21 protein-coding genes and 1 CRISPR repeat array are annotated in these 24,357 nt (G+C 35.4%); of the genes, 4 read left to right on the top strand and 17 right to left on the bottom strand.

Features of this window, described 5'->3' with window-relative positions:
- Position 1: 1 nt before the first annotated feature.
- The 12 genes from rnr to AC4BB7_RS06460 form a co-directional block, all read right to left on the bottom strand.
- Positions 2-2,353 carry a ribonuclease R gene (gene rnr / locus AC4BB7_RS06515; RefSeq protein ID WP_490484808.1) on the bottom strand — a complete coding sequence of 784 codons (2,352 nt, stop codon included), beginning with the start codon at positions 2,351-2,353 and terminating at the stop codon, positions 2-4.
- Complete coding sequence (locus AC4BB7_RS06510) at positions 2,350-3,117, bottom strand: alpha/beta hydrolase (RefSeq protein ID WP_490485125.1); 768 nt, start codon at positions 3,115-3,117, stop codon at positions 2,350-2,352. The genes rnr and AC4BB7_RS06510 overlap by 4 nt, the downstream gene beginning before the upstream one ends.
- 142 nt (positions 3,118-3,259) lie before the next feature.
- On the bottom strand, positions 3,260-3,496 hold the full coding sequence (gene secG / locus AC4BB7_RS06505) for a preprotein translocase subunit SecG (RefSeq protein WP_010765524.1): 237 nt from the start codon (positions 3,494-3,496) through the stop codon (positions 3,260-3,262).
- 156 nt (positions 3,497-3,652) lie between these two features.
- On the bottom strand, positions 3,653-3,928 hold the full coding sequence (locus AC4BB7_RS06500) for a GNAT family N-acetyltransferase (protein WP_086312489.1): 276 nt from the start codon (positions 3,926-3,928) through the stop codon (positions 3,653-3,655).
- 2 nt (positions 3,929-3,930) lie between these two features.
- Positions 3,931-4,203: a (4Fe-4S)-binding protein gene (locus tag AC4BB7_RS06495; protein ID WP_086312487.1), complete on the bottom strand. Its 273-nt coding sequence runs from the start codon at positions 4,201-4,203 to the stop codon at positions 3,931-3,933.
- 236 nt (positions 4,204-4,439) lie between these two features.
- Positions 4,440-6,230: a heavy metal translocating P-type ATPase gene (locus AC4BB7_RS06490; protein ID WP_490484807.1), complete on the bottom strand. Its 1,791-nt coding sequence runs from the start codon at positions 6,228-6,230 to the stop codon at positions 4,440-4,442.
- Positions 6,231-6,394: 164 nt separating this feature from the next.
- Positions 6,395-8,863: a cation-translocating P-type ATPase gene (locus AC4BB7_RS06485; RefSeq protein WP_490484806.1), complete on the bottom strand. Its 2,469-nt coding sequence runs from the start codon at positions 8,861-8,863 to the stop codon at positions 6,395-6,397.
- A 247-nt stretch (positions 8,864-9,110) separates the two neighbouring features.
- Positions 9,111-9,416: a CRISPR direct-repeat array (repeat unit 34 nt; unit sequence ATTTCAATCCACTCACTCCATAACAGAGTGAGAC).
- A 197-nt stretch (positions 9,417-9,613) separates the two neighbouring features.
- Positions 9,614-10,441 (bottom strand): NAD(+) synthase, encoded by an 828-nt coding sequence (nadE, locus tag AC4BB7_RS06480; protein WP_490484805.1) that lies wholly within the window; start codon positions 10,439-10,441, stop codon positions 9,614-9,616.
- A gap of 80 nt (positions 10,442-10,521) precedes the next feature.
- Positions 10,522-11,994, bottom strand: a complete 1,473-nt coding sequence (locus AC4BB7_RS06475; RefSeq protein ID WP_086312479.1) for a nicotinate phosphoribosyltransferase — start codon at positions 11,992-11,994, stop codon at positions 10,522-10,524.
- 81 nt (positions 11,995-12,075) lie between these two features.
- The gene (locus AC4BB7_RS06470) at positions 12,076-12,486 is read right to left on the bottom strand and encodes a GtrA family protein (RefSeq protein WP_086312477.1); all 411 of its coding nucleotides are present in this window, start codon (positions 12,484-12,486) and stop codon (positions 12,076-12,078) included.
- Between the two features lie 109 nt (positions 12,487-12,595).
- Complete coding sequence (locus tag AC4BB7_RS06465) at positions 12,596-13,228, bottom strand: response regulator (RefSeq protein WP_490484804.1); 633 nt, start codon at positions 13,226-13,228, stop codon at positions 12,596-12,598.
- Positions 13,229-13,241: 13 nt separating this feature from the next.
- Positions 13,242-14,333 carry a sensor histidine kinase gene (locus AC4BB7_RS06460; RefSeq protein WP_490484803.1) on the bottom strand — a complete coding sequence of 364 codons (1,092 nt, stop codon included), beginning with the start codon at positions 14,331-14,333 and terminating at the stop codon, positions 13,242-13,244.
- Positions 14,334-14,455: 122 nt separating this feature from the next.
- On the opposite strand from AC4BB7_RS06460, the gene AC4BB7_RS06455 reads away from it, so the two are divergent.
- The 3 genes from AC4BB7_RS06455 to AC4BB7_RS06445 are packed head-to-tail and all read left to right on the top strand — an operon-like array spanning position 14,456 to position 17,716.
- The gene (locus AC4BB7_RS06455) at positions 14,456-15,388 is read left to right on the top strand and encodes an ABC transporter ATP-binding protein (protein WP_490484802.1); all 933 of its coding nucleotides are present in this window, start codon (positions 14,456-14,458) and stop codon (positions 15,386-15,388) included.
- Between the two features lie 14 nt (positions 15,389-15,402).
- The gene (locus AC4BB7_RS06450) at positions 15,403-16,551 is read left to right on the top strand and encodes an ABC transporter permease (RefSeq protein WP_490484801.1); all 1,149 of its coding nucleotides are present in this window, start codon (positions 15,403-15,405) and stop codon (positions 16,549-16,551) included.
- Positions 16,538-17,716 (top strand): ABC transporter permease, encoded by a 1,179-nt coding sequence (locus AC4BB7_RS06445; RefSeq protein ID WP_490484800.1) that lies wholly within the window; start codon positions 16,538-16,540, stop codon positions 17,714-17,716. The genes AC4BB7_RS06450 and AC4BB7_RS06445 overlap by 14 nt, the downstream gene beginning before the upstream one ends.
- Before the next feature lie 47 nt (positions 17,717-17,763).
- Here AC4BB7_RS06445 and AC4BB7_RS06440 read toward each other — a convergent pair whose 3' ends face one another.
- Positions 17,764-18,120, bottom strand: coding sequence for a DUF1827 family protein (locus AC4BB7_RS06440; RefSeq protein WP_086312465.1), 357 nt, complete (start codon positions 18,118-18,120; stop codon positions 17,764-17,766).
- 181 nt (positions 18,121-18,301) lie between these two features.
- Between AC4BB7_RS06440 and AC4BB7_RS06435 the strand changes: the two genes are divergently transcribed.
- A complete protein-coding gene (locus AC4BB7_RS06435) occupies positions 18,302-19,060 on the top strand; it encodes a MerR family transcriptional regulator (RefSeq protein WP_490484799.1) in 759 nt (252 codons plus the stop codon).
- 131 nt (positions 19,061-19,191) lie between these two features.
- Here AC4BB7_RS06435 and AC4BB7_RS06430 read toward each other — a convergent pair whose 3' ends face one another.
- From AC4BB7_RS06430 to AC4BB7_RS06415, 4 genes are all read right to left on the bottom strand, one after another.
- Positions 19,192-20,400 (bottom strand): hypothetical protein, encoded by a 1,209-nt coding sequence (locus AC4BB7_RS06430; RefSeq protein ID WP_490484798.1) that lies wholly within the window; start codon positions 20,398-20,400, stop codon positions 19,192-19,194.
- A 91-nt stretch (positions 20,401-20,491) separates the two neighbouring features.
- On the bottom strand, positions 20,492-21,343 hold the full coding sequence (locus AC4BB7_RS06425; RefSeq protein WP_490484797.1) for an HAD-IIB family hydrolase: 852 nt from the start codon (positions 21,341-21,343) through the stop codon (positions 20,492-20,494).
- Between the two features lie 315 nt (positions 21,344-21,658).
- Positions 21,659-23,323, bottom strand: a complete 1,665-nt coding sequence (locus AC4BB7_RS06420; RefSeq protein WP_490484796.1) for a 6-pyruvoyl-tetrahydropterin synthase-related protein — start codon at positions 23,321-23,323, stop codon at positions 21,659-21,661.
- 38 nt (positions 23,324-23,361) lie between these two features.
- The gene (locus AC4BB7_RS06415; protein ID WP_490484795.1) at positions 23,362-24,324 is read right to left on the bottom strand and encodes a glycosyltransferase family 2 protein; all 963 of its coding nucleotides are present in this window, start codon (positions 24,322-24,324) and stop codon (positions 23,362-23,364) included.
- Positions 24,325-24,357 lie beyond the last annotated feature (33 nt).

Raw genomic sequence — 24,357 nt, 5'->3', positions numbered from 1 at the left:
TCTATTTTTTCTTTTGTTTCTTCGTTTTTTTCTTCTTAGCTACTTCCTTATAAAATGGCTTTTTGCCCTTTTTCTTATTCTTCTTTTGGGAGAATGGTTTCTTATTTGTCTCTTTATTACGATCAGGTGTGCGTCTTTGACGGCTGTCTTGACGTTTTTTTTGTTTTGGTGCTTCAATTCTCTCTACTTCTTCCGCTTCAAGAAATTCAAAATCGATTTCTCTTGTTTCAGGATCGGCTTTGTCCACTTTGACTTTGACTTTTTGACCGATTTTCAGTGTCATACCTGTTCGTTCCCCTACTAAAGCCATGTGATTTTCAATAAAATGGAAGTAATCTTGCTTCAAGTTATTGACATGGATCAAGCCTTCAATCGTATTCGGTAATTCAACAAAAAGACCAAATCGAGTCACAGAACTAATGATACCATCATATTCTTCACCGATTTTATCTGCCATAAATTCAGCTTTCTTCATAGAATCAACTTCACGTTCTGTCTCAACAGCGCGACGTTCCATTCTTGAGCTGTGATCTGCAATATCAGGAAGATCCTGCTCCCATTTTTCTTTTAGCTTTTCTGAAACCTTTCCTTCATAGCTGCGGATCAATCGATGAACGATCAAATCCGGATAACGGCGGATTGGTGAAGTAAAGTGCGTATAATACTCAGCAGCCAACCCATAGTGACCATAGTTGTCTTCTGAGTAACGAGCTTGTTGCATGCTACGCAACAACATTGTGTTGATCACAGCTTCTTCAGGCTTATCCGCAACTTGTTCTAAAACTCTTTGTAAGTCTTTTGGCGTAATATCTGCCTTTGTCCCTTTAACTAGAATGCCTAGTACAGCTGCAAAATCAAAGAAACGCTGCATTTTTTCTTCTTTGGGTTGCTCGTGGATACGGTAAATAAATGGTAATTTCAAGTCATGGAAGTGCTTTGCTACGGTTTCATTGGCTGCTAGCATAAATGATTCGATCAACCGTTCACCCACACCTCTTGTACGAAGTAAAATATCATGAGGATGTCCTTCAGAGTCAACCAATACTTTAGCTTCACGATCTTCAAATGAAATTGCACCGCGATTCTCACGCATTTGTTCAAGAATATGGTGAAGTTCCCCCATTTCTTCAAACATCGTTAGTAATTTTTTGTAACGTTTCATTGTTTCTGGTTTTTGTTCTTCTAAAATTTCGTTGACTGCAGTATATGTCATTCGTTCGGTTGTTTTGATCACGCTTTGGAAAATATCATGTTTCACTACATGCCCTTCAGGCGTTATCTCCATCTCACAACTCATTGTAAGTCTTGGTACATTAGGGTTTAGTGAACAAATACCATTAGATAAACGTTGCGGAATCATTGGGACTACTCGATCAGTTAAGTAAACACTGGTACCACGTTCATACGCTTCTTGATCTAATTCACTGCCTTCAGTGACATAATAGGATACATCTGCAATATGCACGCCTAAGAAATAATTGCCGTTTTCTAGTTTGCGTACCGCCACTGCATCGTCTAAATCTTTGGCATCTTCCCCATCAATCGTGACGATCAATTGATCCCGCAAATCTCTACGGCCCTTGATATCGGCATCTGAAATTTCATCCGGCACTTTATCAGCTTCCGCAATTACTTCGTCAGGGAAGCTCGTTGGTATACCATGAGCCACGACGATCGATAAAATATCCATACCAGGATCATTTTTATGACCAACTACTTTTTTGACGATACCTTCTAGACTCTTTGGATATTCTTTTTCAGGATAATGCGTCACTTCTACGATGACAATACTGCCGTCAACGGGTTTGATTCCTTGTGCGGCAATATTAAAAGTTAAACCTGTCATTTTTTTATCTTTAGGAACGGCATAACCATAAAGATCGGTTTCACTCACTTCTTTTTCGTCGTAAGCAATAAATTCACCGACTACTTGTGTGATCGCACGAGTTTTGATTGATACGACTTTTCCTTCAGCTCCACGGTCTGAAAATGGATCAGCTGGCTGAACAATATCAATTACAACGATATCACCATCCATTGCAAAGTTCACTGCTTCCTTTGGAATATAAACATCTGCTTCTTCTGGATCAATAGTCACAAAACCAAACCCGCGTTCATTTGCACGAAAAGTACCTTCAATGTCGCCACTTTTTTGTGGTAAACGGATTTTTCCTTTTTTAGTGAATTCTATTGATTTTTCCCGTTCCATCGTTGCGACGGTTTGGACAAGTAATTTAAAATCTGAGCTTTTTTGCAGTTGTAAACCTTCTGCGATTTCTTCCATAGAAAAACTTTTTTTCGTATGATTTTCCATGAAAAATAGGATTTTCTCCTTGATTGTTTGTTTTGTCATTCTTTCTCCTCATTCCAAGATAATGTATTTAAAAATGCTAACACATCTTGTTCTAATTGTTTATGATCTGGTCCAATCGTCAGAACATGTCCGCTATTTGGATACCAGTTTAATGTAAATCGTGTTTGAGATAATGCTTTGGCGGTTTTATAAACACCCAGTGGATCAATCATTTCATCTTCGCCTGCTTGTCCCATAAAAACAGGAACAGTGATTTGTCCAAGGTTATTTGCGGTTCGTTCAGAAAAAGATTCAATATCTTTTAATTGAACGTAAGAGGCTTCTTTGATTTTCACCATACGCTGAGAACGTTCTTCTAATGAAACTCCTGCCATTTTTAAAACTTTATCAGCATAAAGAACAAAATTTTCTGGAACATTATTGTTTACAGGGAAAATCGGTGAGCAGAAAAAGCCACCGCCAATAATCCCTTCTAACCGATTGGTTAAAGCACTCATCGTAAAAATACCGCCCATCGAAAGACCAAACACAGCAATTTCTTGATAGCCTCGTTCTTTTAAAAATTGAACGGCCGCAATCGTATCGTCCCACCAATCCTTGGTTGATTTCTCTAAAATATCTTCTGGCGCAACAGTTGCATGACCAGAAAAATTAGGGGAATATACGGTATAATTTTCTTTTTCTAAATAACGGCTTAACATGCGAACATCATTACTACTTCCTGAATAAGCGTGCAAGAGTAACACTGCACGGGAACCATTTTGCGTAAATAATGGTTTAGGTAGACTTATTTTTTTCACTATCTAATTCACCTCATCCCCATTTTAGCACATTCTCTACTGAAAACCTTATGAAAAGAAAGATGTTCCATGAACTTTTCATAGATAATTATTCAATTTGTGTAATAAAAAAAGCCCCTCAGTATAATGAAGGACTTCAACGTTTTTACTTCGATGATAATAATACTAAAATAAATAATAGTAACATCCAAACAGCACCAATAATTGCTGTTGCGCGTTGCATAACAGCTTCAAATCCACGTGCTTTTTGTTTGCCGAACAATTTATCTGCACCACCAGTAAATGCACTTGCTGCACTGTTTTGTTTACTTGGTTGCATCATAACGGCAATAACCATCACAACTGAAAGGATGATTACAAGTGTTAAAATAAAATTATACATAGTCTATTTCTCCCTTATTCACAAAATACATCTATTATACTTTAGCATATTTTTGCTACAAATACCAGTTGTATTTGTATAACTGCGATAGTTTTCGTTTATTATTGTAAGAAAAAGAAAGCTGCGTTTTTCTTAAACTAACGCAGCTCTCTTTTTTCATGTCCTTAAAACGTCACCATATTCAGGTTTTGTATCAAATTCTTTTTTCGCAAAAGGACATAGTGGTATGATTTTTTTGTCCTCCCGTCGTGCCTTTTCTACGCCATTAAATACTAATTTTTCTGCCAATTTTTGACCTCTGTAGGTTGGATCAACAAATGTATGGTCAATGATCATCATTTTGTCTCCAGCATTTGACCAAGTCATTTCTCCTATCTCTTGATTCTCATCATTTAATAGTACAAAACGATTTTCTTCTTCTTTGATTTCCATAATTATTTTCCATCCTTCCGAATGTATTTTAAAGCTCCGCTCGGGCAAGTATTAATGACACGAATATCCTCTTCAAGCCCACCATTATCAGCAATGATCCACGGACGACGACCAACTTCAAAAACCTCTGGATTGCCAAGTACACAATTACCAATGTGCGCGCAAATCTCTTTACTATAGTAAATATCTAAATCCTCTCCAGAATATTTACGATACCCTTGTTCTAAAAGCACTTCTTCCGTCACTTGCTTATCATTTATTTTACTACCGTCCATCTTTTTTCCTCCTAATTTTAAAAGCTGAAAGAGCTCGTTTAGTCTCGAATGGAAAATAGGAAAAAATGACTGGGACGCTCTTTGTCTCATTCATTTTTTATCTTTTTCCCGAGAGACTAGCTCTTGAAGTTCGTCAGTCATAAAATTACATTCGTTTTTTATATTTTTAATATGTTGATTCTAACAATTTATATAAATAGTTGCAACTATCTTTTCTCTTAATATTACTGCTCACATCAATCATTTTTTGCCCGTAATGAAGAGAGGATCGAAACAGTATCTACTACTTCTTGTAAAACTGCACCAAACAAAGCAGGAATAATTCCCGTACTTGCAATCAGCATCAAGATCGTGCAAATCGCAATCCCGATCAGAACAGATTGTTTAGCAATTTTCATCGTGTCTTTAGAAATTTTTACTGCTGTACTAACTTTTTCTAAATCATCTTTTAAGATCACTGCATCCGCTGTCTCACTTGCCGCAGTAGCCCCATGAGCCCCCATAGCGATCCCTATATCTGCGATCGCTAAAGAAGGAGCATCATTCACACCATCCCCCACCATGATCACAGGACGCAAGGTATCTGGTATTTTCTTTAATACATCGATTTTATCTTGAGGCAAACATTCTGCATGAACCTCGGCAATTCCGACTTCTTTTGCAATATCCTCTGCGACTTTTTGATGGTCTCCAGTCAACATCAGTAAATGATTTACATGTCGTTTCCGTAACTGCTCCATTGTTTCCTTAGCTTCTGGACGTATGCTATCAGTAAACGTAATGTAACCCAAATAATGACCCTCTTTGGAAACATAGATAACCGTTTGATTTGCTTTTTCGCTCATTTTTTCTTCTGAAACAAACGCTTGCTTCCCGACGCGAATTACGCTTCCATCAATTGTCGCTTTGACGCCGGCTCCTGTTACTTCTTCTAAATTAGAAACTTTTTTCAATTTTTTTGAAGAAGTGATATGGGCTACGAGTGAGCGAGCTAAAATATGACTTGATTCTTGCTCCGCACTTGCTGCTAGTAGTAATAAATCTTCTGTTGAAATGTCACTTTCGGAGACAATTTTATCAACAGACAAAACTCCTCTTGTAATCGTCCCCGTCTTATCAAACGCAACTGATTTTGCATCTGCCATTTTTTCTAAAGTAGTCCCTGTTTTTACAACGATCCCATTTCTACTTGAACGGCTCATACCAGCAACCAAAGCAATTGGCGCTGCTAAAATTAATGGACATGGAGAAGCTACTACTAATACTTCTGCAAACCTAGTTGGATCTTTTGAAACAAACCATGCAACGCCTGCAATCACATAAGCTGTAATAGTAAATGGCACAGCATATCGATCTGCCATCCGTACAAAACGAGCAGGCTGTGCTTCTGATTCTTTTACTAGTTTTACAATCGTTTGATATTGACTATCTGCTGCGCTTTTTTCTGCTGTCATCGTTAGAGAGCTGTCACCATTGATCGAGCCAGACATCAATGAATCCCCTATTTTTTTATCCACGGGTCGTGATTCCCCTGTTAAAGAAGATTCATCTACTGCTGATGCTCCATTTGTTACATGGCCGTCAACGGGAATTATTTCTCCTGGTTTAACAACAAGATCATCATTTACAGCAACTTTTTCTACTGTAATATCCATTAATTCTCCATCGATCAACTTATGCGCTTTTTGAGGTGAATTATCCAATAGCGATTTTAATTCTCTATTGGCTTTTTTAGCCGCATAATCTTCAAGAGAATCTCCACCTGTCAACATAATTAAAATCATCAAACTTGCCCAATATTCTCCCACCGCCAAAGTTGCAATGATTGCTGTGATTGCTAAAATATCTACCCCATACCTTCCAGCTTTCAACGTTTTTATCATTTCCACTAACATTGAAAATGCCATTATAGAACCTGTGATGATGATCATACCATAAGCCCATGTTGACTGATGAAGAATAAATTCAAATATTAATGCCAAAACCCCTGTTACGATCGTAATGATCAACTTTGTTAGATGTTTCATTTTATACCACTCCTTTTGAACAGTTCCTCGCTCTTCATCAAGAGTACTCTCTGTCGAAGAAATAAAAAAGTCAAAGGGCTTAAATGAAAATGAATGTCATTCTTCATTAGGTTTTATTCTAATAAAAAAAGCTAGGACAATGTGCTGTCTTAGCTTTTCTCAGTTTAAATGACTCTTTTTTTCTTTTTGATTCGTCTATTTTCTTTTACTTTTTCAACTTCATAAATTGCTCTTGTCATAAATAATGAAATATAATTAAAAATGGAGCGACTACCAAGAATCAACGGTAGGTAGAAAAGGACATTTCGTGTAAATAATGATGTTAGCATAAAGAAATCACCAAAGAATAGGAAACAAACTAGAAAGGCAATCAACAACAAGCCAATCATGATCTGTTTTTTCAAATCTAATGGTCGCGCAGCTCTTAGTAGAACTTGGAATCCTACACAACCTGTAAGCAACACGCACATTGTAGAAACATCTTGGTGAGATAAATCAAACCAAATTCCAGCTAGCTGTAACACTAAAATATTAAAAACAACCGTTAACGCTCCTGGAACTGAAATTCTCAATATATTCGTCAAAAAATGCCCTTTGATTCGTTGATAATTCGGCTCTAATGCTAGAATAAAGGAAGGAATTCCTACTGTTAATGTATTAATTGGTGTTAATTGCAACGGAGCAAATGGATATGGTAAGAATAAAAAGATAAAGGTTACAGCAAGAATCGCTGAATAAATTGTTTTTACCATATACATCGACGCAACACGCTCAATATTATTGATCACTCTGCGTCCCTCATTCAATACTTGAATCATTGAACTAAAGTCAGAATTCAACAATACAACATCTGATACAGCACGCGCTGCATCGCTTCCACTAGCCATTGCTACACTGACATCCGCTTCTCTCAATGATAGAATATCATTTACACCATCCCCAGTCATACATGTGGTATGTCCATTTTGTTTCAGGGCTTGGATCAACTCTCTTTTTTGATAAGGTGTTACTCGACCAAAAACAGTCGTATTTTCTACTAGTTCGTTAAAATCCGCTGAATCAGAAATAGTGCTCATATCAACAAAGTTTTCTGCACCAGCTATTCCTGCCTGTCTCGCTATTTGCGATACCGTAATTGGGTTATCACCTGAGATAACTTTTAAGGTTACATCTTGTTTAGCAAAATAAGAGAATGTATCAATCGCATTCTCACGAATTGTATCCGCAATAATGAAAATTGCTACCGTTTCTTTGTGTTGCGGCAGTTTAGGGCTTGTTAATTCTTCAGAAAAATGAACTAAAATCAGGACGCGATCTCCTTGTTCGTTGTATGGAGCAAGTTTTTGACTTAATTCTTCAGGAACCTCAGAATAAATGAATTCTGGTGCCCCCATAACAAACGATCCTTTTTCTTCAAACGTGACACCGCTCCATTTCCGATCAGAAGAAAATGGAATCACCTCTTTAACTTTCCAAGCAGATTGAGATCTTGGAAATCTTGATCTTAGAACTTTCGCTGTTGCGTTTTGATCAGATAATCCTGCCATCATTTCACTCATAGCGCGCTCGATTTCACTTGCTGGAAAACCAGCTTGTGGAATCAGTTCTTTAAATGTTAAACTGCCATCTGTAATGGTTCCTGTTTTATCCAAGCAAATGGTATCCACACGTGCCAGTGTTTCAATACACGATAAGCGTTGAATCAAGGTTTGTTTTCTGGCTAAATTAGCTGCACCGACTGCAAACGCCACACTGGTCAACAGCATCAATCCTTCTGGAATCATACTGATCAGTGCACCAGAAACACCTAAAACAGTTTTAGGAAATGACTGGGTGGATTGGTACTGAGACCAAAATAACAGTAAACCGATCGGGACAATGGCAAATGTTAGTCCTTTGATCAAAAGATTCAGAGAATTCATTAGTTCAGAAGTCGAATGTTTCTCTGTTTTTGCTTCTTTTGATAATTTAGAAACAAAATTATCTTCCCCGACTGCAGTAATTTTGACAAAGCCTAATCCTGAGGTAATAAAACTTCCACTCATGATTTTGTCGCCATTTTGTTTTGTGATCTTATCTGATTCTCCAGTTAGTAAAGACTCGTCCACTTCCATTCCTTCCGCATGAAGAACGACTCCATCTGATGGAACTTGATTGCCCAATGTCAAAACTAAAACATCACCTAAGACAATTTCATCTTGAAAAATATTCGTCAGTTGGTTCTCTCTTAAAGCTGTTACTTCGGTTTTATTGACGATAGATAATTTATCGATCGTCTTTTTAGCATGTATTTCTTGAATTACACCAATCGCCGTGTTGATAATAATGATCCAAAAAAACAATGCATTTTTAGGATAACCGACAGCAAAGACTGCAACAGCTAAAAACAAGTTGATAAAGTTAAATAATGTTAGAGAGTTATCTAAAATGATCTGTTTTGTTGTTCTAGATAGATCCTCAACTTCTTTGTTGGTCTTCCCCTGAGCAAAAAGCTGTTCCACTTCTTGATTGGAAAGTCCTTTAATATCCGTAGGAATCCGAATATCAGCATTATTGATTTTTTGCACCTTTTCTTCAGATGAAAGAAACTCCTCACTATCTATATCTCTTTTTTTCCTAAACCATTTTTTCATATTTTCATTCACCTTCTTATTACTATTGTTAAATCAATTGTAGAGTACTTTATGCACTATTTCAGATAACTAGGTTAATTTTACACTTTTTTTAACCATTTGAACAAAATGAAGGTACATTAAAGTAAATTTTGGTGCAAAAAAAGAAAGGCTAAATTTTTAGTCTTTCTTTTTTATTAGATTGAATGTGATAACTTATATTGGGTTGACGCAAGAATACCTTTTCCAATCAAAATGGTTATACAAGGTTTCAACATGCTCACTCCATAACAGAGTGAGACAATTACAATGGATGATATTGTCGTTGTCATCTATATTTCAATCCACTCACTCCATAACAGAGTGAGACCTTTAGGCGAAGCTTCACCGACAGGCCCAGTCCCATTTCAATCCACTCACTCCATAACAGAGTGAGACGCAGTATCGGTTAACCTTAGGGATATCACAGAAAATTTCAATCCACTCACTCCATAACAGAGTGAGACCACAAAGCATTGACTGGACTTCTTACAAGCCTTAATTTCAATCCACTCACTCCATAACAGAGTGAGACTGTGAAAAATAATGTTTTTTCGCAAAAAAACTCTCATAATCACCAATTTCCCACATAAATCTCGAATAACATTAAAATATAATGAGGAAAAACGGAAAATTGAGACCTTTTCCTCTCTAATTTTGGTGCGGGTCTCCCAGAGATTTCATGGTCACTTGGGGTCCGCACCTGAAAATATCTATTCCCTTATTCAAGCCTTACTTCCAGAAATCATCAAAAATTGAAATTGGCATATGTCGCTTGTGTTGCGTTTTTTTATACCAGCCTTCGATCGTTTCTCTTGCCTTTTCCGATACTGCTTTTCCTTCAACATAATCATCAATATCGTCATAGGTCACCCCAAGCGCTACTTCATCTGCCACCAGCGGTTTGTCATCTTCTAAATCTGCAGTTGGAATCTTCGTATACAATTCCTCTGGTGAACCTAGTTCCTTCAATAAAGATTTGCCTTGACGTTTATTTAAACGAAATAATGGTAAAATGTCTGCACCGCCATCACCATATTTTGTATAAAAACCAGTAATATTTTCTGCTGCATGATCCGTCCCGATTACAGCACCTGCTTTTTCTCCAGCAATCGCATATTGAACAATCATCCGTTGACGTGCCTTCATATTTCCTTTATTGAAATCACTGATAGAAATGCCCGATTCTACAAGTGAAAGAACACAGGCATCAATTGCAGGTTTGATATTTACGCGCAAAGAAACATCGGGATGGATAAACTCTAATGCTTTTTTAGCATCGGCTTCATCTGCCTGTTCACCATAAGGCAAACGAACTGCGACAAACTGATACGCTTCATCTTTCGTTTCTGCACGCATCTCTTCCATTGCCAGTTGAGCCAGACGTCCAGCCAATGTGGAATCCTGACCTCCACTGATTCCTAAAACAAAAGTTTTCAAAAAAGGATATTTGTATAAATAGCTTTTCATAAATTCAATACTTTTTCGGATTTCTTCTTGCGGATCTATTTGAGGTTTTACACCTAACTCTTCAATAATTGCCTTTTGCAGTGACTCCATAGAAAATCCCTCCTAATTTTAAAAGCGTAGCGGGCTCGTCCATTTTTTTATAAAGACTGACCTGCACAACCAGATACGATTTATTTGCCTTCACTTAATGCTTTTACATCCACACGAACTTTCTCAAGCAAACGCATTTTATGATTCCAGCACTCAGTTGATAAATCGACTGGGTATTTTTGCGGATTAAGATCACGTTTGTACTCTTCCCATAATGAGTCTAGGTTCTCTTTTGCATAGCTTTTGATTTCTTCTAAAGTAGGCATTTCGTAGACACGTTTTCCTTCAACAAAAATGTCCTGTAGAACAGCTCTTGCTTCAAAGTCTCGAACAGTCTTATTAATGAATGTATGAACTGGATGAAACATATAAATCTCCTCTTGTTTACGAGGATCTTCATCCCAAAGTGTCACATAGTCTCCTTCTGATTTTTTGTCAGATTTGCGTGTGATCCGCCAGACTTGTTTTTTGCCAGGTGTTGTCACTTTTTCAGCATTACTTGAAAGCTTGATCGTATCTTCCATCTTGCCATTTTTATCTTCGATCGAAACCAATTTAAAAACGGCACCTAACGCTGGTTGATCGTATGCTGTGATCAACTTTGTTCCAACGCCCCAAACATCGATTTTTGCTTTTTGCATTTTTAAACTTAAAATGGTATTTTCATCCAGATCATTTGAAGCATAAATTTTAGCTTCTGTATAACCTGCTTCATCTAATTGTTCACGTACTCGTTTTGAAATATATGCCATATCTCCACTATCCAAACGAACACCTAAAAAATTGATTTTATCGCCCATTTCTTTGGCTACACGGATTGCGCTGGGAACGCCTGATTTCAAAGTATCATAAGTATCAACTAAAAAGACACACTCTTTGTGGGTTTGCGCGTATGCTGTAAAAGCATCGTAATCATTTCCGTAGGACTGTACTAGTGAATGCGCATGGGTTCCACTGACTGGAATTCCAAAAATTTTACCCGCTCGAACATTACTGGTTGCATCTGCTCCACCAATGTAAGCGGCACGTGTTCCCCAAACAGCTGCATCCAATTCTTGCGCACGGCGAGTACCAAATTCCATCAAAGGATCGTCTCCGATCACAGATTTGATTCGTGCTGCTTTAGTTGCGATCAACGTTTGGAAATTGACCATATTCAAAAGAGCTGTTTCGATCAATTGACATTGTGCTAAAGGTCCTTCGACTTGAATCAATGGTTCATTGTTAAACACTAAATCCCCTTCTAATGCGGAACGAACTGTACACTTAAATTCAAATTCTTTTAGATAAGTCAAAAAATCCTCTGGGTAATCTTCAACTTCTCTAAGATAGGCAATATCTGTATCTGTAAAAGTTAAATTCTCCAAATAATCGACTAAGCGTTCTAATCCAGCAAAAATAGCATAACCATGATTAAAAGGCATCTCCCGAAAATAACATTCAAAAACGGAATGTAAGTCTGCTCTTCCTAATTTCCAATACGTTTGCATCATGTTGATTTGATATAAATCTGTATGTAACGTTAAGCTATCATCATCGTAAACTTTTTTCATCTGACTGTGCCACCCTTTATTCTTTCTAGAATTTTAATTCCTATTATAACAAAAAACTGTCTTTTTAACTAAAAACTGATTTTAAGATGCCTTTTTCTTGAAGATAAAAAACTTGCTGAAAAAATAGTTCAATACAACCACTGCTACTTGCGTTACCATTTTTGCCCAAAAGTCTGAGATGTGCATCACTTCGATCATTAACACCATCAATGCCATATCAACGACGAAGGATAAAATACGGTACCAATAAAACAACAACATCTCTCTAATAAAAGAGCCGATATCTTCATGATTACTAGCAAAAACAAAATATTTATTTGTAAAAAATGCAAAAAGTACAGATAAAAACCAGCCGATTGCATTACTTATTTTATAGTCGATTCCTAAAAGATCTTTGCAGATAAAGAAAATAACTATATTCACAACTGTTGTTGCTACACCAAACACTAAATATGAAATCACTTCTTTATATTTATGAAATAATTCTTTCACCGTTCACGCTTCCTTTCATTACTCTTTTTATTTTATCAAAGATAGAATAGAAATCCTACTGATTTTCTAGTTTCTTATCATTCCTTTTCGTTGAGAAAAAACGTTGATTCTATTTTGCATAAATATTTTTGTAATAAAAGATGGCTAACTGCGTTCTGTCTCTGACCTCTAATTTTTCCAATAAATTACTGATATAATTTCTGATGGTTCCTTCACTTAAATAAAGTTTTTCAGAGATTTCTTTATTATTCAGCCCTTCAGCTATCAAAGAAATAATAGATAGATCTTTTTCGTTTAATTTAAGTTCTTCCAAACAAGTTGTTTTTTCTGTTTGTAGTAGATGAGGGAGACGATCCATGATCGTTCGACCAAATACCGATTGTCCATTTTTGACTGCTTTAATTGATGGGACGATAGCCTCTAAGTCCTGTTTTAACAAGTAACCTTTAACCCCGATCCTAAGTGCTTCAACGATATACTCATCATCTGAAAAAGTTGTTAAAAGTAAAATAGCCGCTTGTTCCTCTTTTGCTAAAATCTTAGTAGCTGCCTCTATTCCTGTCGACTCTTTCATCCGAATATCCATCAACAAAATATCAGGCTGTAACTCTTCATATAAAGTTACAGCTTGTGCCGCACTATTTCCTACTCCAATTACACTAATTTCACCAGTTGCTTCAACAATTGTTTTAAGTGAGGTCGTCACTAACAAATCATCATCTACAATCAATAATCGAATCACTTTTGATACTCCTTTATTTTGGCAAAATAGCTATTAACGAAAAACTTTTTTCTTTTTGTTGATAGCTTAATCTGCCTTTTAATTTTTCCATTCTTTCCTGCATACCAATCAGACCGATACCAATTTCACTTGGGGTCTTTTCTTTATTTTGTGTACCGTTATCTTCAATTGTTAATTTATAAAAACCTGGATGATTCATAAAGCCAATCGTTACTTTATCGGCATTACTATGTTTCATTACATTTGCCAAAGCTTCTTTAATCAACATAATACATGCCAGTTTGTATTCTTTACTAATAGATTCGGGGAAAACACCCGCTATTTCTACCTCGCAAAATGTAAAATTCAACAAGATATTTTGACAAGCTAAGGATAAACTTAATGATTCATCATACAAATCATGAACACTGTCTCGAATACTGTTCATTCCTTCTGTGATCGTTTCTTGAAGCTGATTTAAAGGAACAGCTAATTTTTCTTCTTGATTTATTGCTTTTAGAGCGCCTGTTTGAAGGAGAGCACTAGAAAGTAAATGCCCGACATTATCATGAATATCTCGTGCAATTCTATTCCGTTCGTTGGAAAGTTCCAGGTTCACTTTGATTTCTTGCTGTTTGATCAACTCCGAATTTTCTGTTTCAAAGGTAAAGTTATTCTCATCTTTTTCTTGCTCTAGCCAAAGATAGTCCTTGCGTAGCGAGTAATCTTTTACGGTTAGAAAAGCCAAATAACCAGCTAAAACACACAATAGTAAGATATAAAACTTCAAACTATTCGGATATGCACTACTGTATAAAAAAAAGACCAAGATCAAGCCACTATTTAAAATCGATACTTCTTTTCGTTCATCCATCATGCCATCATAAAGAAGGACAGGAACAAAATAAGCATACTCTTGCCACTTGACTGTTGCTATCATCAAAAATAAGATACCAAAAAATGAAAATTTAGGTTTTTTTGTAACCCAAAGCAGTACACTCAACACTATTGTAGCTAACACAAAAATAACCATTTCACTTTGATAGGCTTGATTTAAAAGAATCGTGAAACATAACCCTAACAAAATCGCTTTATCCAATAAATTCCGTATTAAAAATGTATTCATCGATTTTCTCCAACCTCTTCATTTATATGACAAATGTCACATGCATATAGGAAAATATTCACTTATATCTTAATATGCTTTGAGCTATAGTTCTATTATAAAGAAAAAAGGGAGAATTTCATATGATAATCGAAATAAATGATCTAGTAAAACGATACGGAAAATTAACAGCATTGAATCACTTTAATTTACAAGTAAAAAAAGGTGATATTCTTGGATTGCTTGGGCCTAACGGGTGTGGAAAATCAACAGCGATCAATTGTATGCTTTCACTGTTATCATACGACACTGGAGAAATCAAGCTCTTTGGTGAAAATATGACCCCTACTCGTTATGATATTAAAAAACGAATCGGTGTAGTTCCGCAAGAAGTCGCTGTTTTTGATGAATTGACGGTTATCGAGAATATCGATTATTACTGTGGGTTATACATTACTGATAAAGTAACTAGAAAACAATATGTTTCAGAAGTGATTTTGCTTGTCGGTCTAGAAGATTTTACTACTTTTTTACCTAAAAAACTTAGTGGAGGACTAAAGCGTAGACTTAATATCGCATGCGGTATCGTTCATAAACCCGAATTGATCTTTTTAGATGAACCTACCGTCGCGGTTGACCCTCAAAGTCGTAATAAGATTTTAGACAGTATTAAAGAACTTAATCGTCAAGGGGCGACTATTGTCTACACGACTCATTATATGGAAGAAGTAGAACAGCTATGTAACAATATTGTCATTGTTGAAAAGGGTCAAGTGATTGCAGAAGGAACAAAAGAGCAATTAAAAGGCCTGATCAAAGGAAATGAAAAAATTGTGATCGAAATACCTGATTTTCCTTCAGTCGTCAGAGAAGAATTACTGCAGATTCCTGGTATTATTGATATTACTTACGACAATATTTTTGTAACCTTGAATACTGAGAAAAATAAAACAGTCTTTACTCAAGTACTTCATATTATAGAAAAAAATCAACTTTCATTTGGTAATTTTTATACCCAACAACCTACTCTTAATGATGTTTTCCTAGAGATAACAGGAAGAGAATTAAGAGATTAGAGAGGAGACCGCATATGTTTTGGCATTTATATTACTATCGCTTAAAGATTCAATTGAACAATAAAATTTTACTATTTTGGTCATTGCTTTTCCCATTACTCTTAGGCTTGTTTTTTACTGCGGCTTTCAGTAATCTTGATACACTTGATTTAGTAAAAAAAATTCCTGTAGGTATCGTCACTGATGATAAAATTCCACCTAAAAGTACTGACTTTTTTTTGAATACTTTAAATGGAATCAAAGTGAATGATCAAAAAATGTTTATTCCAACTATACTTTCAAAAGAAACAGCAGATAAACAATTACGTAATGAAAAAATTGCTGGTTATTATACTATTAAACAAGATGATCTTTCACTTACTGTCAGCAAGCAAACGATTCAACAAAATATATTGGATTCTTTTATGAATCAATTTCTCCAAAGTAAAACAACCTTGGCTACTTTAGAAAATGAAGATCCTGCTCTTCTTGCTTCATCCATTACCGAAAAAATCGGGAAAACAACGAATTATATCTCGGTAAATAAAGCTACCGCTTCAAAAGGCAGCGTTAAAAGCTTTTATTTCTTCACGTTGATTGGAATGTGTTGTATGTTCGGTATGTTCTGGGGAATCGGTAACGCAAATGATGAACAAGCAAACCAGTCAGCAAATGGTATTCGTTTAAGTATGACGCCAAAAAATAAATTATTCATCGTATTAACAAATTTAGCTTCTTCATTTACGATATTCATTCTTGAAATTTTCTTTATCTTAGGATTTTTCCATTTTGTTTATAATGTCGACTTTGGTGATCGCTGGTCTTTGATTTTACTGACTTGTGCACTAGCTTCTCTTACAGCACTTTCGTTAGGTCTTTTATTCGGCAATCTTCTTAAAGTTCCTCTAAACCAGAAGATCTCACTTGCCGTGTCATTTCAAATGACCTGCAGCTTTTTAGCTGGAATGATGTCTCCTGATGTCAAACTTTTAGTCAATCAGCATCTTCCATGGCTAAATGCGATAAATCCAGTTAACTTGATCAGTGAGGCTTTGTATAAACTTTATTATTATCAAAATATCAGCAGCTTTTACACTAACTTGCTTAGTTTGGGACTATTGACAGCCATTTTTATCACAGCTAGTGTTATTTATGAAAGGAGAGTACAGTATGTCAGTCTTTAAAGCTACTCTTGGCATTCTAAAAAAGAATTTGGGAACATTGATTCTTGCATTAGCAATCAGCTTGGGCATTTCTTTTGCTTATTCAGGTTCAAATCCAGCAGCTACTGAACTTGAAAAGTTGAATGTTGTCATTTTTAATAAGGACGATGGCAATACAGCAAAACAGCTAGAAACTTACCTGAAACAGACAATGAATGTTGTCCCATTAGAGAATACGCAAGAAACAATCGATGACGCTTTATTTTTTGGAAAAGTTGATTATGTCCTAACTATCCCTTCGTCACTTTCTCAAGAAATTAAACTTGGAAAACAGCCTAATCTAACAATTCAGGTCAAACCAGATAGTTTTAATCAGGTTTATATTGATTCAATAATCAATAATTATTTATCTACTTATCAATTTTATCGAGAAGCATTTCCAGAGAAAACAGACACTGAAATCGGACAATTGACCACTAAAAATGTTGCAACTTCAGGGAAGATCCACTTTGCTTCTTCTTACGACCAATCAAAGAAAAATACCGCAACAGGAAAAGTTTTTGGTGTATTAGCCTATACTATGTTTATGACTATTTTCAGTTCGATCTCTTTAGTTAGTTTGGCTTTCAATCGTAAAGAAATCAAGCATAGAAACAACTGTTCTCCACTGTCCAAACGAACTTTTTCACGCCAACAATTTATAATTCAAATTGGCTTTTGCTTGGTATTTTGGCTAGTTTTTGTTAGCCTTGTTCTGTTCGTTACAAAAAGCAGATTTGATCAACACAGTGCTTACTTTATCTTGAACACATTCCTCCTGTTTCTCGTTGCGGTATCTTTTAGTAACCTAGTTGGTAGCATTATCAATAATCCTGATATGGTTTCCGGCATCAATAATGTGTTTATTTTAGGTAGTGCTTTTGTTAGTGGTGTGTTTGTACCTGCAGAAATTTTACCTGATATCGTAACGAAAGTCGCTTCTTTTACACCAAGTTATTGGTATATGCGAAATTGTACATTAATTGGAAATACGAGCCAGTTCAATAGTGAATTTTCTACGAAATTTCAATTTAACACAATAATTTTATTGATTTTTTCTTTTATCTTTTTCTTATTGACAATGCTAGTCAGAAAAGAACATGGCGGTTTGAAATTTTCTCTTGTAAAACCAGCTATTGAAAAATAAAAAAAACTAGAAAAAGCAACATAACTGCTTTTTCTAGTTTTCTATTTTTATGCTGGATCAACGTTTTTTTGAATCACTATAATATCTTTTCTAGGCGCGCTGAAAGAATAGCCTTTTTGCTGCATTTCATTTTTCACACCGATATGAACAGTCACTTCTTCTCTTGTCGTATTCAAAAGCCTTTTGATCACATAATCTACTTCTTTTTTAGTAATTTTCTTTTTAGTATTGATCATGATTATATCGATCTTATCAAATGCATCCGCATACACAATTTGAGTACGGTCTAATGCATAGAGTTTGAAAAACTTGATTGCTTTAGCACCAAAAACGAACTTCGTGATATTGGGATAAAAATACTCCAAATCTAGATTTCTGTTGATGGGTGTTTCGATTAATTTCATCGACTCAACTCCTTATTTTTTAAAATTTGTCTTGATAACTTTACATAAAAATTTTACTCTTTCATCGGCTCTTTGTAAATCAAAAAAGAAACATTCACCAAAAAATATGTTATTCTATAAAAAACACTTGACCTTCTCGTTAAGTAAAGGTTTATGCTAGGTTCATACAGGAGGGAAACAAATGGAATACACAATAAAAAAAATTGCTGAATTATCTGGAATCAGCACTCGAACATTGCGTTATTATGATGAAATCGATTTATTAAAACCAGCACGCATCAATTCTTCTGGCTATCGTATTTACGGGACAAAGGAAGTCGATAAGCTGCAGCAAATTCTTTTTTATCGTTCTTTAGATATGAAGTTAGAAGACATCCAAAAATTACTGACTACGCCGAGTTATGATCCTCAACACGCGTTACAGGATCATTACCAACAATTATTGGAAAAACGCCAACAAATCGATCATCTGATCCTAACTGTAGAAAAAACGTTACGTTATCAAAAAGGAGAAATAACTATGACTGACAAAGAAAAATTTCTAGGTTTCAAACAACAGAAACTACAAGAAAATGAACAAGCATACGGTGAAGAAATCCGTAAGAAATATGGTGAAGAAACAGTGGAACATTCCAATCAAAAGTGGCTTAACCTAAGTGAAACAGAATTTAGCGGAATGGAAACTGCTGAAAAAGAAATGTTTGAAGCCCTAAAAATCGTAATGACAACCAACGATTATCAATCTCAAGAAGCCAAAACAGTTTTCCAAAAACATAAAGAATGGCTAAGCTATACCTCTCCTGCATACTCAGCTGAGCTGCACAAGGGGCTTGGTCAAATGTATGTTGGCGATGAACGTTTTGCTTCTTATTACAACGAACGCGCAGGTGAATCTGCTGCAAAAACGCTAAATCAAATCATCCAAAACTTTGCAAAATAAGTCGTGATTTGTGATTTCACTGAATAAAAAAGAGCCTGGGACAAAACTAAAAATCAGTTTTGTCCCAGGCTCTAAATCCGAATAAACGGTGAGATCAGAAGCAACCCCTTCTGACCCAGCCTCTTACTTATTTAGATAACCGTTTCATCCGTTTCTACTACTATCGAGTGCAGTATTTCATTCACTTGTTGATCCAAATCAAGCTCAGTTTCTTCAGATGCACGATCGATTTCACATATGATCCATCCATAATTATGAGCTGTTTCAAAAAAATAAGTCGTATAATTGTTCGTTTCTGATTGCCCATTTTCACTTGTTTTAGTTGTTAAGATATATTCATTTTTAAACAAATCTGGATGCAACTTTTCAACACTTTTCTGATTATTTCTTTTCCCTTGATCTTCCATCACTTGGCCTACAAACTCAGATAAACTAGAGGCACTTGCTATTTCGCTCATGAATATAGAAACGTAAAGTGCATTACTCGTAAATGTTTTACTCGATTGTCCTTTGATTTCATCTACTGAAAATAAAGTTCCTTCTTCTTCATGGAAGTATTTTGGCAGCTGAATTTTCAGCGTTTCGTCTTCGTTTGTAACAGACAGCTCAGTGATCCTGACTTGAGCTTCCTGACCAATTTTATCGTGATAGTCTTTTTCAACTTGCTTTTCATATAACGTTCGGCCATCATCATCTAAATATTTTTTCGCACCAAAATAAACAAAAGTCCCAACTATCAAAAGTAGGAAAATAGTTAAAATAGCTGATCTAATTCTTCTTTTTTTCCGCTTGGCAATAAAATTAGTATTTTTCAGGATTTCCTTTTTATAATTTGCTGAATGTTTGATTTGTGTAATATCATAATAAAAAAATTGTAGCGGCTCTTCTAGCATTGTACTATCAATTTCATCTGTAAAACCAACCAATAACGTATACTGTCGGATTTTTGATGGAAAGTTTCTAGTATTTCTCTTTTTCAACTTCACAAACAGCTCTTGCTCTCCTAAAAAATAATAGGATTGATCATCTTCTTGAATTTCTAGCTTCTCCATTTTCTGAAAATCACTTGGCAATTGTGCTTTTATCCGCTGAAAATATGTTTCAAAGGCTTCCGCACGCAGATAGCGCAATAAATAAACCACCAGTCCTGACTCACTCAAAAACAAGGCTACTAATAACCATCTAACTATTGACTCTGATAAACCGATCCCAACAACCGTTATCAACATGATCGCAAGTAGGAAAAACAAATATTTTTGATAATGTTTCGTATACAATTGTTTGATTCCTGATTGATAATATTCTAAATCATGTTCGATATTTTCCTTTATTTCTTTCATCAATACTCCCCCAAATATGAAATATGAAAATAGATTATTTGATTCCATCTCTTATTTTTCCATAAACGACCTTTTTTGTCTAAAAAAATTTTTATTTGATGATTTCTTCAAAAATAAAATGTCCAACGCCGCCTTCTAAGCAATCAGCGACAATCAACTGACATTTCTCTTTGACAATGTCCTTGGCATTTCCTACTGCAACAGGGATATCAACAACATCTAACATTGGTAAATCGTTCTCACCATCACCGATACCATAACTTTTTGCATCTGGAAATTTTTTCATAAATTCTTGGATTGCATTTCCTTTACTGCTCTTTGGATCAACGATTTCCAGACATTGAATAAATGAAGAAAAGACCTCTGTAGCCTCACTACTCAATAAATCGCGTAATTTTTCATGTTCATAGTCACTTGCTTCCATCAATTCTATTTTCATCACTTTTAATTCAGGATGTTCAGCCAAATAAGCAAGTGGGTTCACAACATGCTGACACTGCTCTTTGAAAAAAGCTTCTTTGAAATCCATGATTTGTTTACCAGTTTCTCCCATTGGTTCAAGCTTTTCTCTTAATGCTAAAATATTAGACTCATAATTTTCAACTGCTTTTAAAATAATTCCCTCATTTGTATGAATATGATAAAAAATTTCACGTTCCTCTAAAATAGCGATGACTCGTCGACATTCATCCATCGATAAACAGTGATTATACTGAACAGGCTCTCCTACTAATTTATAGCCGCCACCGTTGCTAAAAATAACATCACACTCACTATCCAATTCATCCATCAGTTCTGTTAGCTGAGCATATCCTCGTCCACTAATAAAAACAAAATGATCTCCTTGTTTTTGGAGAGCATAAATCGCATCATAATTTATTTGAGGTACTGCTCCTCCAATGTCCTGAAATGTTCCATCTATATCACAAAAAACAACATTCATTTGTTACGCTCCTCTTTCATCTCAATCTATCGTCTACTCTTTTTGATTCTATTCAATTGAAATTTACTTTTTTATTTCAACCATTTGAGTATATCATAAATTTTCTAAGAAATTTCTTTTAATTCAGTATCAGATCTCTCAAATAGTTTAGTCGAATCTTCTATTTCATTTTAGTTAAATGAAAGACCTGTGTAAAGTGCTGATCCACAATCAACTCCTTACACAGGTCCTTCAAAGTATCTATTTTAAATGAGGCGCACACTATTCAATGGTTTTCTTATTTTGATTGTGCTAAACTCTTGAATACTATTTCAACTACTTATTTTTCAAAATATTCACCATATATCCAAGCAAGCCTAGCCAAGACAATAGGCTTAAAATAACCCCAAAGATAATTATCTTAGAACCAATATATCGCACTTCAATTTGATTCGCTCCCTTTGGAACTATAAATTGAATCGTACCTCTTTCACTTGATGTAATGTCTGTTTTTTTTCCATTGACTAAAACCGCACTGTTCTTATAACGAATAATCGGCAGATCTACTTCTGTACGACTTTTATCTGTTGAAAGTTCAAAAACGATTCGTTGCTTTTCCCCAATCGGTTCCATTTTTAATACTTTATTATCTACATACCCAATATGTTGATAGATGTCTTCTAAATAAAGTTGGGATTTTTCTGGAACATATTGATCGATCCACATAGAATAACGATTTTCTGGATCAGTGAAGAAAATCGATTCAGTATCAAAACCGAAGCGTGGTGCATTATCCAGCATCTTATTTACAGATAGTAACCACGGAGTCAAACAAAGTAAAATAGTACCCGCCAAAAGGACTAACTTGCGTTTAACAGAGAGCTTTTCACTCACTATTTTGATTATATTTGCACCTGTCAAACAAGCAAATAACGTAGGGAATATCATTAGTCTAAAGGGAAACTGAATAACAGATAGCGGTGTTTGCTGTAAAAGCTGCCATGGAAAAAGACTTGTAGTCAGCAAAAATGTGGCGATACTGATACCATAAATAAGTTGATAGTTCCTCGTCATTTTTTTTACGAAAAATACGCCGATAAAAAGAATCAATAGACAAATAAACCCAATATTGTAAACGCCGCCTAAGCTTGACTGCATCAAATCATTAGAAAAACTTCTTAAGACTAATTCCGAAATATCATCTGCAACAAGATTCATTGGTGAGGGTTGCAGGAAGGATTGAAAAAGTTGTTCTTCACCAAAACCGAACAAATATCCTGCAGAAGCAAAGACTGCAACGAGCCCTGAAAAAAAAAGTATCAGAGTTCTTTTAACCCGCTCTTTCATAAAAAACAAACTGCTTCCCCAAAATAAAAACAGATATAAACAAGCTAAAAAAGCTGAAAGAACATGCGTATAGACAATCAATGAAAACCCAATGGTAACAAATACCCAGTAACGTTTATCCCCAAATAAAACCTCGTAACTTCCTAATAGTACCAGTGGTAAAAAAGTCAACGCAATAAATTCGGCTAACGCAAACCGCGTGAATCCATCAATCGTCCGATAAATAGAAAATGTATACAATACTGAAAATGCCGCACTTGACACCCAAGAATGACTAAATCGCTTCATACAGCAATACGCTATCAAAGCCGTTAAAAATGTATACAGATAAAAGCTTATATATATCGCTATTACAGGATTTTTTATCAATAAACTAACACTAGAGAATAACGTCAATGTCAGCCATGGATAAAAAATGTTTACGCCATAACCAATCAGATAAAAAGACCGCGTACTTATCCCTGGAAAGTTCATACTGCCATCTTGAAGCCAACCTGTGATTTCTTTTATCCTACTCAACTGATAATGCAAATCATCTCCATAAACCAAATAACCTCGACTTACGAAGGGCATTATAAAAAAAACTGCAATTACTAAAGCGAATAAACAGACAAGTACATATTCATTATAAATTAAATTCTTTTTTCGTTTCATTCCTACCACCTCGATTCACTGAAAAATAATTCTTTTACTTAATCAAACGACTCCGAAAAACTCTCTTGCTCAATAATAAATCTAGGACGATGCTTTACTTCCATAAAAATTTTTCCTATGTAAAGTCCAATTATACTGATTGAAATCAGTTGTAGACCACCCAAAATCCATAATGAAATCATCATTGATGTCCAACCTGATACCGTTTCACCTATTATTTTTCTGCTAAGAGAATAAATCGTAATAATCGTTGCCACCACAAGTGAAATCATCCCTAAAGATAAAATAAATTTGATTGGTGCAATTGAAAAAGAGGTCAACCCTTCAATTGAAAAGCTGATCATTTTCTTTAGTGGATATTTAGATTCCCCTGCTTCCCTTTTTTTTCGATCATAGTAAACTTTTGTCGAAGAAAATCCTAAAAGCGGAACGATCCCTCTAACAAAGATGCTCGTTTCCTTGAAATTTACTAACTGTTTACAAGCTCGCTGGCTCAGCAGACGAAAGTCAGCATGATTTTGTACTAATTCTACCCCTAACAAATTCATCAGCTTATAAAAAAGCAGCGCTGTATATTTTTTGAAGAATGTATCAGTTTCTCTCTTTTTACGTACGCCATAAACTACCTCATAGCCATTATTAAAAGCCAAAATAAACTCTTTGATTACTGCAGGATCATCTTGCAGATCCGCATCAATGGTCACAATACAACTGCTTTTATCAAGAGCCAAATCAAGCCCTGCAAGGATAGCCGCCTGATGACCAAAATTTCGGCTAAGCTTTAACCCTGTCACACATTCCTCTTCTAATGAAAATTTTTGAATCATTGACCAAGTTTGATCCTGGCTTCCGTCATCCACATATAAAACTCTGGAATTATTTGCAATCTGTCGTGTTGCTATCATTTCCTTGATCAATTTAAGTAAAATTTTGTTGGTTTCTACCAGTACTGCTTCCTCATTATAACAAGGCACTACAATCGTCAGAATCGTCCGTTTCATAAACCGTGCAACCCTCCATTCTTTTTTAGATGC

This window comes from Enterococcus sp. AAFC-DPL-5182 (assembly GCF_058216605.1).
Note: the sequence above shows the minus strand (reverse complement) of the source record. Positions and strands in the feature narration are given on the sequence as shown.